Raw genomic sequence first — 12,111 nt, forward strand, 5'->3', positions numbered from 1 at the left:
GGGGGATACGGATGAGTTTGCGGACCACTCGGACGATCCGTCCGGGGGCCGAGGGCACCGCCGTACGGCGCGCCGTCCGCCGGGCCGTCCGCCCGGCCGGCCGCGCGGCCGACCGGATCCGGCGGCGGGGGGACGACCGGGGGGCGGTCTCGGTCTTCGTGGCGATCACGGCGGCGGCCCTGGTCATCCTGCTCGGCATCGTGCTCGACCTCGGCGGCCGGCTGCGCGCGATGGAGCAGACCGACGCGCTCGCCCAGGAGGCCGCCCGGGCGGCGGGCCAGCAACTCGACCAGCGGGCCCTGCTGGAAGGGCGCGGCTACCGGGTGCTCCAGGCGGAGGCCGAGGCCGCCGCCGACTCCTACCTGCAGACGTACCGGCCGAAGGACCTGCCGGACCTGCACCTGACGGCGCACGTGGAGTTCCCCGACGCCAGGACCGTCACGGTGCGCATCGAGTCGCAGTACGACACCAAGCTGCTCAGTCTGATCAACATCGACACGCTCGCGGTGCACGGGACCGGCAAGGCCGTCCTGGTGCACGGCGTCACGGAAGCGGAGAACGGCTGATGGCCGCGCGACGAGCCAACCACCACGCCCGGCGGCCCGGTTCCGCCCCGGCCGGCCCCGGTGGCCGGCAGCCGGTCCGGATCCGGCCGGCCCGCCGCCGCACCGCGGGCTCGGTGCTCGGCGCGTTCGGCGCGCTGATCGCCCTGCTCGGCCTGCTGGGCGCGCTGCCCGCCGTCCTGCTGTACGGCACCCTCGCGGTGGCCGGCATGGGGGATCCGGTCCAGGGCGGTGTCGGGACCGCGCTCACCACCCCGGACGACGGCCGGCTGTTCCTGTGGGCGCTGGTCGTGGTCGGCTGGGTGGCGTGGCTCTGCTTCGCGGGGTCGGTGCTGCTGGAGATCCCGGCGCAGCTGCGCGGCCGGGTCGCCCGGCGGATCCCCGCGCTGGGCTGGAGCCAGCGGCTGGCCGCCGGGCTGGTCGGGTCGGTGCTGGCGCTGCTCCCGGTGGCGGGTTCGGCGTTCGCCGCCGCGCCGGTGCACGTCCAGGCCGCCCCGGCGCAGCTCGCCGCCGCGCCGCAGTACGCCCAGCTGACCGCCGCCCCGGCCGCGGCGCCCGCGGCCGACCCGCAGCCCGGCTACACGGTGCGGGACTCGCGCCCGGCGGACAGCCTCTGGTCGATCGCCGAGCGCCAACTCGGTTCGGGGGACCGCTGGCAGGAGATCGCCAAGCTCAACAACGGCCGGGTGATGGACAGTTCCGGCGTCCGCTTCGACGCGGACCGGCCGATCCAGCCCGGCTGGCAGCTGCTGATGCCCGCCGACGCCAAGGCCGACGACGCGTCGGGCGGCGCGGGGGGCGCGGGGGCGGCCGGAGCGGCCGTTCCCGCCGCACCGCACGCGGGCGGCTCGGTCACCGTGCACTCCGGTGACACGCTGTCCGCCATCGCCCGGCGGGAGCTCGGCTCGGCGGACGAGTGGCCGCAGCTGTTCGAGGCCAACAAGGGCGTCCAGGCGCCCGACGGCGCACGGCTGACCGACCCGGACGTCCTGGAACCCGGGATGGTCCTGGCGATCCCGGGCACCCCGGCCGCCCCCGCGCCTGCCCCGGAACCGCCAGCCGCCCAGACCCCGGCCCCGGAGACCCCCGCCACCCCGCCGGCCGCCGATCCGGCCCCGAGCGCGGCGCCGAGCGCCGAGCCGTCCGCCGCGCAGCCGTCCGCCGCGCAGCCCTCGGCGTCGCAGCCGCCGGCCGGGCAGCCGACGGGCTCGCAGACGCCCGCCGACACCGCTCCGGTCCCGGTCGCGGAGGCGCAGCGGGCCAAGCCCAGCGACGACTACTCGGTGGCGCTCGCCGCGTCCGGGATCAGCGTGCTGCTGGCCGCCGTGCTGATCGGTTCGGTGGCCCGCCGCCGGGTCGACCAGCAGCGGGCCCGCCGCCCCCGGCACCGGATCGCGATGCCCGCCGCGCCCGCCGCCGCCTTCGAGGCGGAGCTGAAGGCGCGCCAGAACACTCCCGCCCTCGACCTGCTCGACCGTGCCCTGCGGACGCTGTCCCGCAACACCGTGCGCGGCGACAAGCGGCTGCCCGCCCTGGTCGCGGCCCGGGTCACGCCCGGCCGGACGGTCGAGCTGCACCTCGCCGCGCCCGCCGTGCCGATCGCGCCGTTCCGGGCCGCGCACGCCCCGAACGTCTGGTGGTGCCCGGAGGACTCCTCCGAGCTGCTCTCCGCCCACCAGGCCGCCAAGGCCGCCTCGCCTTACCCGGCGCTGGTGACCCTCGGCAGCTCCCCGGACGGCTCGGTGGTCCTCGCCGACCTGGAGACCGTCCGCCTGGTGCACCTCTCCGGGCACCCGGACGACGCCTCGGACGTGCTGCGGACGCTGGCCGTGGAGCTGGCGCACAGCCCGCTCGCCGACCGGCTCCACCTGCACCTGGTCGGCTTCGGCCCGGACCTGCCGATCGCCGGGCCCGCCGTGGAGCGGGTGCACCACCACGAGACCATCGAGGCGGCGCTCGCGGTGCTCGGCCCCCGCACGGCCAAGGCGCGGGCCACCCTGGTCGCCGCCGACGCGACCAGTCCGCGGGACGCCCGCAGCCGGGGCCACGCCGACGAGAGCTGGGTGCCCGAGATCGTCCTGTCGGCGCAGCCGCCCGCCGGGAGCGTCCCCGCCGAGCTGGGCCGGCTGCTCGACGGCCGGCCACGGACCTGCCTCGCGGTCATCACCAGGGCGCCCGAGCGCGGCGCCGGGCCGGTGGCCCGCTGGACGCTGCCGTGCTCCGGCCAGGCGGCCCTCCCCGGCCTGCACCTGTCGGTGGAACTTCAGCGGCTCAGCGGCGAGGAGTTCGGCCACCTCGACGAGCTGGTCCGCAGCTCCGGCGACACCACCCAGCACCCGGCGCCGGACTGGACCCTGGACGGTCCGGGGCCGGACCTCGAGCCTGCCGAACTCCCGCTGCCGGTACCGGTGCTGGCCGGTGTCGGGGCGAGCGTCGGCGCGCTCGGCGCCGTCGGTTCCCCGACGGCCGGGGAAGCCGTCCCGCGGGTCATCGCCCGGGTGGTGGGGACCGGGTCGAGCCCGTTCGCGGGGCTCGCCCCGACCACCCCGAGCGCCGCCGCGGTGGTCCCGGTGGCGCCGGTGGCACCCGCGCCCGGCCCGTCGGCGCCCGTCCGCCCGGCGTCCGGTTCCTCCGTTCCCGGTTCCCCCGCCCCCCTCCCGGCTCCCGCGTCGCAGCCACCGGCCCGGCACAGCATCAACGGCCTCGGCCTGCACGCGGCCGGTGCGCCGAGCTCGGGCCCGGGCTCGGGCCCGGCCGGCGCCCGGCCGCCGGCGCCGGTGGGGGAGCCCACGCCCGTCCACGACGCCGCGCCCGTCCACGATGCCGCGCCCGTCCACGATGCCGCGCCCGGGCCGGCCGACGGGCCCGACGGGCCCGCCGCCTCCCAGGCAGCCTCCCCGGCCGCGCCCTCGACCGCCGTGGAGCGGCCGGGCGGCGGCCGGACCGACAGCGACGACCTGCTGGCGATCCTGCGGTCGCCGGAGGCGCACTCGCTGCGCACCGCGCCCAGGCTGCGCCTGCTCGGTCCGGTGGACGTGCTCGGCGCGGCGGGCACCGCCGAACCGGGCGCGCTCCCGCACCTCACCGAGCTGGTGGCCTTCCTGGCGCTGCGTCCGGGCACCGACCACACCGAACTCGACCGGAGCCTGCACCCCGGCGCCGCCCACCTGGACCCGCATCCGACGGCGGCGGGACACGCGGTCAACCCGCTGCCCGGCAAGCTCACCGCGCTGGCGGCCTGGCTCGGCGTCTCCGCGGAGGGCCGCGCGTACCTGCCCGCCGACCAGTCCGAGGGCTACCGCCTGGCGCCCACCGTCAGCTGCGACTGGGACGAGTTCCGCAGCCTGTACCGGCGCGGTATGCGCAGCACCAGCAGCACCGCGGACGCGGCCCTGGCGCACGCGCTGGCGCTGGTGCGGGGGGCGCCGTTCGCGGAGTCCGCCCCCGGGGCGTACGGCTGGGCGGAGGCCGAGCGGCAGGACATGCTCGCGGCGATCGTCGACACCGCGCACGAGCTCGCCGCCCGCCGGCTGCAGTACGGCGACCACCGCACCGCCGAGGCGGCGATCTTCCGGGCCCTGGCCGTCGCCCCCGAGGTCGAACTCCTGCACCGGGACCTGTTCTACGCGTACGCCTCGGCCGGTGCCCGCGACCAGCTGGCCCGCGCGGTCAACCGGCTGGACGCGCTCAGCCGCCGCACCGGCCGTCAACTCGACCCGGACACCGTCGCACTGCTCCGTGACCTGCTCTCGGGCGGCTGACCGCCGGCCGTCGCCCCGGTCGCCGGGCCCTCGCGGCCGTCCGGGTGGGCCGGCCCGGGTGCCCTGCTCAGCCGGGCCGGGTCGGCTGCGGTCGTGGCGGTCCTCGCGTCCAGCTCCCAGCCGCTCCCGTACGCCGCCGCGAAGGCCTCCTCGCCGAGTGCGGCGCGCGCTCGCCGGGTGAGTCCGACGACCTGGCGGTCGGTGCGGTCGGGTGCGCCGCGCAGCCGGGCGGCGGCGCCGAGCAGGACGGCCGACTGGTGGTGCCGCCCCTGCGCCTCGGCGAGTGCGGCCGTGTTCACGGCCACCAGCGCGAGGACGGGCAGGTCGTGGGTCTGCAGTGCCGCCGCGTAGGCCTTCGTCAGCGCCGTCTCCGCGGCCGCCGGGTCGCCGGTCTCCAGGTGCAGCGACGCGCGGGCGTTGCCGATCAGCGCCCGGGCGTGGTCGCCGGGGAACGGGGAGTCGCCGTCCAGGCCCCGGTCGGCGCTGTCGAGCAGCTCCCGTGCCCGGTCGAGGTCGCCGAGCCCTGTCCGGAAGACGGCCTCCCACGCGTCGACCAGGTACTGCAGCTGCGGCGAGTTCGCGCGCAGGGCCCGCTCGCGGGCCGAGTCGATCGTCGTGGTCACCTGGTCGGTGTCGCCGCGCCGCAGGTGGAGGTCGATCCAGCGCAGGTCGTCGAACACCTCGTCGCCGGGGTTGAGCGGGCCGAACTCCGCTGCCAGTGAACGGGCTTCGCGCAGGTCGGCGAGCGCGCCGTCGAGGTCGTCGTCGTACTGGCGCAGCTGGGCGCGCATCGGCAGGACGTTGGCCTGGCCCCAGCGGTCGCCGGTCTGCCGGAAGGCGGCCAGGGCCGCCGTCACGTCGGTGCGGGTCCGGTCGAGTTCGCCCGCGTTCTCGGCGAACCGGGCCCGGTACATCCGGGCCAGCCCGGACAGCCAGGGGTCCTCGTCGTGGGCCAGGCGCTCGATGATCGCGGGGGTGCCCTCCGCCTCCTGCCGGAACGCGGGCGGGAAGGCGGCGAGCGCGCCGTACGGGCCGGGCAGTCGCGGGTACGCGAGCAGCCGGTCGGTCAGTTCGCGGATCGCGGCGTGGTCGGCGGCGGTCTCCTCGGCGGTCCTCCGCGACCGGATGCCGGTCCGGTTGAGGAGGTGGATCGCGCGGGCGCAGTCGCGGTCGGGTGTCGGCCCGCCGCCGGGTACCGCCAGGGCCTCGCCCAGCCAGTAGGCGGCGTCGGTGTGTCGGCCGGACATCTGCCAGTACCAGGTCAGGTCCAGGGCGAGGGCGGTCGCGCCGGGGGCGTCGCCGGTGTCGCAGCGGCGGCGCAGGGCGGCGAGGGTGTTGTCGTACTCGGCGGCGACGACCCGTACCGCCGCGAGCTGGCCGGGCCCGCGCAGCTGCGGGTCGTACCGGGCGGTCAGCTCGGCGAAGTGGCCGGCGGCGAGGTCGCGGACGGTGTCGAGGTCGCCCGCGGCGGCCAGGCGGTCGGTGCCGTACTCGCGCAGGGTCTCCAGCATGCGGTAGCGGCCGGGCTCGGGTGCGAGGTGCAGCAGCGACCGGTCGACCAGGGCTGCGAGCAGGTCGGGGATGTCGGCCGCCGGTACGGCGGTGCCGGCGCAGAGGGCGGTGGCCGAGGCCGGGGTGACGCCGCCGGGCAGGACCGAGATGCGTTCGGCGAGGGTGCGTTCCGGTTCGCCGAGCAGGTCCCAGCTCCAGGCGATGACCGCGCGCAGGGTGCGGTGCCGGGGCAGGGCGGTCCGGCTGCCGGTGGTGAGCAGCCGGAACCGGTCGGACAGCCCGTCGGCGAGTTCGGGCAGCGACAGGGTCCGCAGCCGGGCCGCGGCCAGTTCGAGGGCCAGCGGCATCCCGTCCAGGCCGCGGGTGACCCGCCGGATCGCGGGCAGCGTGGTCCGGTCCACGCCGAAGCCCGGGCGGACGGCGGCGGCCCGTTCGGTGAACAGGCGTACCGACGCGGCCCGCCGGGCCTGTTCGACGCCGTCGTGCGGCCCGGGCAGGGCGAGCGGGCCGAGGGGCACCAGTGCCTCGCCGTCGACCGCCAGGGGTTCGCGGCTGGTGGCGAGCACCCGCAGCCCGGGGCAGCGGGACAGCAGGGCCGCGACCAGGTGGGCGACGGCGTCGATCAGGTGCTCGCAGTTGTCGACGAGCAGCAGGGTCTCCCGGCCGCCGAGCCGGTCGGCGAGGAGGTCCGGCTCGTCGCCCCCGGTGCGGGTCCGGGCGTCGAACACGGCGCCGGTGCGCGGCCCGGTCGCGGCGAGCAGGGCCGAGCCGACCTTGGCCGGCTCGGTGACCGGGGCGAGGTCGACCATCCAGGCGCCGTCGCGGTACTTGTGGCGGTCGCGGCGGGCGGCCTCGACGGCGAGCCGGGTCTTTCCGGCGCCGCCGGGGCCGACGACGGTCACCAGCCGCCCGGCGGCGAGCCGTGCGGCGATCCGGGCGAGGTCGTCGTCGCGGCCGATGAGGCCGGTCAGCGGTGCGGGCAGGTTGCCCGGCCGGGTCGGCGCGGTGTCGGCGGCCGGGGCGGGCGGCTCGGCGCGCAGCAGGCGTCGGTGGCGTTCGCGCAGGGCGGCGCCCGGGTCGGTGCCGAGGGCGTCGGCCAGGGCCTCGCGGATCCGCCCGTACCGGGCCAGGGCCTCGGCCTGGCGGCCCTGGGCGGTGAGTGCGTCGATGAGCAGTGCGGCCGCCCGCTCGTGCAGCGGCTGTTCGGCGAGCAGTGCGGTCAGCCGGGCGGCGGCCGCGTCGGCGTGGCCGAGGGACAGTTCGGCGTCGGCGAGGTCGGCGACGGTCTCCACCGAGGCGTGCGCCAGCCGGGTCGCGACGGCGGGTGCCACCGCGGCGACGGCCGCGGGTTCGGCGCCGGGACGACCGCCCCACAGTGCCACGGCCTCGCCGAGTACGGCGGCCGCGGCGCCCGGGTCGCCCGCGCGCAGGCGGTCGCGGCCGGCGGCGGCGAGCTGCTCGAACCGCAGCGCGTCCACGTCGGCCGCGTCCACGTCCAGCCGGTAGCCGCCCGTGACCTGCGCGACGGCGCCGGCCGATCCGAGGGCCCGGCGCAGCCGCGAGACGAGGGTCTGCAGGGCGTGGGCGGGGCCGGCCGGCGGGGTGTCGGCCCAGATCGCGCCGGCCAGGACACCGGGTGCGACCGGGCGGCCGCCGGCGAGCGCCAGCCGTACGGCCAGCGCCTGCAGGCGGGCACCCGGTACGGGCAGGGGAGTGTCACCGCGGTCCGCCCGAAAGGCGTCGAGCAGCGTGAGGCGAAGCCGCGTGTCCCCGTCCATGTCCCGATCCTCGCCCGCGCACCCGCGCGTCCCCAAATCGGCACGGTGTCCGGCCTGTTCGGCCACGCCGTACCGGGCGCCGAACCCGGCGCCGACCAGCCGCAGGACGGCGTGTCAGCTCCGTGTGTGCCCGGTGTGAGCGGCCCGCGTCAGTCTCTGGGGGCCGACGTTCCAGCGGCGGCCGGCCCGGGCACACCGGGCGGCCTCGGTCCAGCAGAAGGACACCACCGTGCACAGCCCAGTCACGATCATCGGCGCCGGAGTCGGCGGACTCGTCCTGGCCCGCGTCCTGCACGTCCACGGCATCCCGGCCACCGTCCACGAGGCCGAGTCCTCCCCGACCGAGCGCGCCCAGGGCGGGATGCTCGACATCCACGACTACAACGGGCAACTCGCCATCGAGGCGGCCGGCCTGATGGACGAGTTCCGTGCCATCGTCGTGCCGGGCCGCCAGTCGCTCCGGGTCCTCGAGCGGGACGGGACCGTGCTGTTCGAGAAGGGCGACGACGGGACGGGCGGACGTCCCGAGGTGCAGCGCGGCGAGCTGCGGCAGATGCTGATCGACTCGCTGCCGGCCGGTACCGTCCGGTGGGGCCACAAGGTCACCGGTACCCGCGCCCTCGGCGAGGGGCGTCACGAGGTGACGTTCGCCGGCGGCGGGAGCGTCGTCACCGACCTGCTGGTCGGCGCGGACGGGGCGTGGTCGCGGGTCCGGCCGCTGCTCTCCGACGCCACGCCCGAGTACGCCGGTACGTCGTTCGTCGAGGTCTACCTGTTCGACGCCGACACCCGGCACCCGGCCGCCGCGAAGGCGGTCGGCGGCGGGTCGATGATCGTGCCCTCGCAGGGCAGGGAGATCTTCGCCCATCGGGAGCGCGGCGACACCCTGCACACGTACGTGACGCTGACCGAGCCGCAGGACTGGTTCGCCGCCATCGACTTCACCGATGCCGCCGCGGCGGCCGCGCGGGTCGCGCGGGAGTTCGACGGCTGGGCGCCGGAACTCACCGCGCTGATCACCGACGGCGACACGGCACCGGTCCTGCGCCCCCACTTCACCCTGCCGATCGGCCACCGCTGGGACCGGGTGCCCGGGGTGACCCTGGTCGGTGACGCTGCCCACCTGGTGGCCCCGAACGGCGAAGGCGCCAACCTGGCCATGCTGGACGCCGCCGAACTCGGGACGGCCGTCGCCGCGCACCCCGACGACGTCGAGGCCGCGCTCACCGCGTACGAGCAGGCGATGTTCGCCCGCCCCACCGAGGACGTCGTCTTCGAAGGTGCCGCGGTCCTGGGGCTCGGCTCCCGCGACAACACGGCCCGCGGCCTGACCGACCTGATCACCGGGAACGGCCGATGAGCCGTCGAGGAGGAGACCTCGTGCACGACGTCGTGATCGTGGGCGCCGGCCCGGTCGGCCTGTTCCTCGCCTGCGAGGTCGGCCTCGCGGGCCGCTCGGTCCTGGTGCTCGAGCGGGAGCCGGAGGCCCGTTCCCCGTGGAAGGCGGAACCGCTCGGGATCCGGGGCCTGTCCGCCGCGTCACTCGAGGCGTTCCACCGCCGGGGGCTGCTGCACCGGCTGCTCGCGGCCTCGGGCGTCCGCGGCGAACCCGGCGCTGCAGCCGACGCCGACGCCGACGGGCCGGCCGCCCCGCGCAGCGCGGGCCACTTCGCCGGCATGATGCTCGATCCGGCCGGGGTCGACCTCGCCGCCCTGCCGTTCCGGCTGCCCGGCCCGGCGGCGGACGGCATCATGACCGACCTCGAGGCGGTCGAGACCGTGCTGACCGAGCGGGCGGCCGAGCTCGGCGTGGAGATCGTCCGCGGTGCCACGGTGGAGGCCGTCACCCAGGACGACGACGGCGTGGTGGCGCTGGCCGGCGGGCACCGGTACGCGGCGCGCTGGCTCGTCGGCTGCGACGGCGGCCGCAGCACGGTGCGCCGGCTCGCGGGCTTCGAGTTCGTCGGCACCGAACCGCAGTTCACCGGCTACGCCGTGCTCGCCACCGTCGCCGACCCCGAGCAGCTGCGCCCCGGCTTCCACCTGACGCCGACGGGCATGTACCTCCGGACGCACGTGCCCGGGCACATCGGCATGGTGGATTTCGACGGCGGCGCCTTCGACCGCTCGCAGCCGCCGACCCGCGACCATCTCCAGGCGGTCCTGCGCCGTGTCTCGGGCACCGGCGTGACGCTGACCGAGGTCCGTCTCGCCTCGAGCTTCACCGATCGGGCGGTGCAGGCGACGACCTACCGGCAGGGCCGCGTGCTGCTCGCGGGCGACGCCGCCCACATCCACTCCCCGCTCGGGGGGCAGGGACTCAACCTCGGACTCGGCGACGCCATGAACCTGGGCTGGAAGCTCGCGGCGTCCCTGCACGGTCACGCGCCCGACGGCCTCCTCGACACCTACACCCGCGAGCGCCACCCGATCGGCGCGCAGGTGCTCGACTGGTCGCGCGCCCAGGTGGCGCTCATGCGGCCGGACCCGCATGCCCGGGCGCTCCAGGGGGTGGTCCGGGACCTGCTCGCGACCCCGGCCGCAACGACCTACGTCTTCGAGCGGACCTCGGGATCGTCCCACCGCTACGACCTCGGCGGCGACCACCCGCTGACCGGGCGCAGCGCCCCGGACTTCCGCCTCGCGGACGGCACCCGCCTCGGCGACCTGATGCACGACGGACGTGGCGTCTTGCTCGACTTCGGCGCCGACCGGTCCCTGTACGGTCCGGCGACGGGCCGGCAGGGCCGGATACGGTACGCGGCCGGCCCGGCGAGGGACGGCCTCGGCCTGGGCGCCGTGCTGGTCCGGCCCGACGGCACGGTGGCCTGGGCGGTCGATCGCGACCCCGACGGTCCGGCGTTCGAACGGGCCGCCGACCGGTGGTTCGGCCGTCCGGACAGCTGAACCGGCCACCCCGTGCCCCGACGCCGGGGTGCCGGTGGGCCGGCGACCCGGTCCGGCCCCCTCGTCGGGTGGTCAGCGGGACCGGAGCAGTGTCGGCCACCGGCCGAGGGCCGTGTAGTCGGCGCCGGTGAGCCCGCGCCGGGCGTCCACCCGGTGCAGCAGCGCCGGTCCGGGGTGGTGGGCCGACACCCAGGCCCGGTCGGCCTCGGTGATCTCGTCGTCGACCCAGAGGAAGCGGCGGCCGGCGGCCAGTTCGACCAGCGGCCGGGTCTTCCAGTGCAGGCCGCCCCCGTGCCCGCCCCCGTGCCCGATCCCGTGGTCCTCGGCGGGCTCCGGCCAGGCCGCCACCGGCAGTACGGGCAGGCCGAGCAGCGGGGCGACGCACTCGTTCGCCTCCTGGCCCCAGGTGGTGGCCCACACCAGCTCGCACCCGAGCGCCGCCAGCCGGGGCCCGTGGGCGGGGTCGATCCTGGCCAGCAGCGGGTTCCCGCCGGGCCCGGACCCGGCGGGGGTACGGAAGACCGGGTACCCGCCGGGGAGTTGCTCCCGGGTGGCGCCGAACGGGATGAGCGGGCCGTCGACGTCGAGGAAGAGCAGCGGGGGCTGCGCCGTGCCGGTCATTCCCCCACGGTAGCCGGGCCCGCGGGCGCGCCGCCGCCCGAGGGGGCGGCCCGCTCCACGGGGATCCACAGTTCGGAGTCGGCCTGCGTGCCGTCCTGGGACGGGCGGGTGCGCAGGATCTCCGGGCCGGGCCGGCTCCGGTACGGGTTGGACGGGAACCACTGGGTGAACACGTCGCGCCACAGGTACTGCAGCGCCTGCGGGTACGGCCCGGAGTTCTCGAACACCGCCCAGGTGCCCGCCGGGACGACCAGCACGTCCAGGTCGTCGGGTGCCTCGGCGCCGGTCACCACGGCGTGGTGGTAGTCCAGTTCGACACCTTCCTCGCGGCTGTCGGTGAGGTGCTCGACCACCGAGACGATGCCTTCCGGCTGCTGGTCGGACAGCTCCGCGATGCGCCGGACGGTCTCAGGGTCGATGCTCCTGATGTGTTCGGCGATGGCCGGGTTGACGCCCTCGTGCACGAGCGGGACCCGTGCGCACCTGCCGACCACGTTGAACCCGGCCTTCTCCACGATCCGGTACCGCATGCTGCTACTCCCTTCGACGATGAGACGGAAGGACATCCGGGGCTGGGACCTCAGGGCCGCGCCGGTGCGCCGGGCCTCGCCCGGCCCCACGCCGTGGACGGCCCGGAACGCCCGTGCGAACGCCTCGCCCGAGGTGTAGCCGTAGCTCACCGCGACGTCCAGCAGCGTCCGCCCGCCGGCCAGGACCTCGGCGCCCGCGACGGTCATCCGCCGCCGCCGTACGTACTCCGACAGCGGCATCCCCGCGAGCGCGGAGAACAGCCGCCGGAAGTGGTACTCGGAGGTCATCGCCGTCCGAGCGAGCACCGCCACGTCGATCTCCCCGTCGAGGTGGCGCTCGATGTGGTCCATGGCCTCGTTCAGCCGTTCCAGCACCCGGTCTCTCCTTCCCTTGCGATCACCGACTCTAGGAAGGTGCCACTGTGCCCGACCCGACGAT

Annotated in this window: 7 protein-coding genes; 4 read left to right on the forward strand and 3 right to left on the reverse strand. The window is 77.0% G+C overall.

All coding sequences use genetic code 11. From position 1 onward, the window contains the following. Nucleotides 1-11 precede the first annotated feature (11 nt). Complete coding sequence (locus tag AC2TEW_RS23675) at nucleotides 12-566, forward strand: hypothetical protein (RefSeq protein WP_484625344.1); 555 nt, start codon at nucleotides 12-14, stop codon at nucleotides 564-566. Further along, nucleotides 566-4,324, forward strand: coding sequence for a LysM peptidoglycan-binding domain-containing protein (locus AC2TEW_RS23680; protein WP_484625345.1), 3,759 nt, complete (start codon nucleotides 566-568; stop codon nucleotides 4,322-4,324). Before AC2TEW_RS23675 ends, AC2TEW_RS23680 begins: the two co-directional genes overlap by 1 nt. Here the strand turns inward: AC2TEW_RS23680 and AC2TEW_RS23685 are convergent. Beyond that, the gene (locus AC2TEW_RS23685) at nucleotides 4,270-7,614 is read right to left on the reverse strand and encodes an ATP-binding protein (protein ID WP_484625346.1); all 3,345 of its coding nucleotides are present in this window, start codon (nucleotides 7,612-7,614) and stop codon (nucleotides 4,270-4,272) included. The two genes, AC2TEW_RS23680 and AC2TEW_RS23685, sit on opposite strands and share 55 nt — an antisense overlap. Before the next feature lie 229 nt (nucleotides 7,615-7,843). On the opposite strand from AC2TEW_RS23685, the gene AC2TEW_RS23690 reads away from it, so the two are divergent. Then, nucleotides 7,844-8,974 (forward strand): FAD-dependent oxidoreductase, encoded by a 1,131-nt coding sequence (locus AC2TEW_RS23690; RefSeq protein WP_484625347.1) that lies wholly within the window; start codon nucleotides 7,844-7,846, stop codon nucleotides 8,972-8,974. A 20-nt stretch (nucleotides 8,975-8,994) separates the two neighbouring features. Then, nucleotides 8,995-10,521, forward strand: coding sequence for an FAD-dependent oxidoreductase (locus AC2TEW_RS23695; protein ID WP_484625348.1), 1,527 nt, complete (start codon nucleotides 8,995-8,997; stop codon nucleotides 10,519-10,521). Between the two features lie 72 nt (nucleotides 10,522-10,593). Here AC2TEW_RS23695 and AC2TEW_RS23700 read toward each other — a convergent pair whose 3' ends face one another. Both AC2TEW_RS23700 and AC2TEW_RS23705 read right to left on the reverse strand, forming a co-directional pair. Continuing rightward, complete coding sequence (locus AC2TEW_RS23700; protein WP_484625349.1) at nucleotides 10,594-11,142, reverse strand: HAD domain-containing protein; 549 nt, start codon at nucleotides 11,140-11,142, stop codon at nucleotides 10,594-10,596. Further along, complete coding sequence (locus tag AC2TEW_RS23705; protein WP_484625350.1) at nucleotides 11,139-12,047, reverse strand: AraC family transcriptional regulator; 909 nt, start codon at nucleotides 12,045-12,047, stop codon at nucleotides 11,139-11,141. Before AC2TEW_RS23705 ends, AC2TEW_RS23700 begins: the two co-directional genes overlap by 4 nt. Nucleotides 12,048-12,111: the final 64 nt, after the last annotated feature.

It is taken from the genome of Kitasatospora sp. NEAU-CNBT7, from assembly GCF_057220535.1.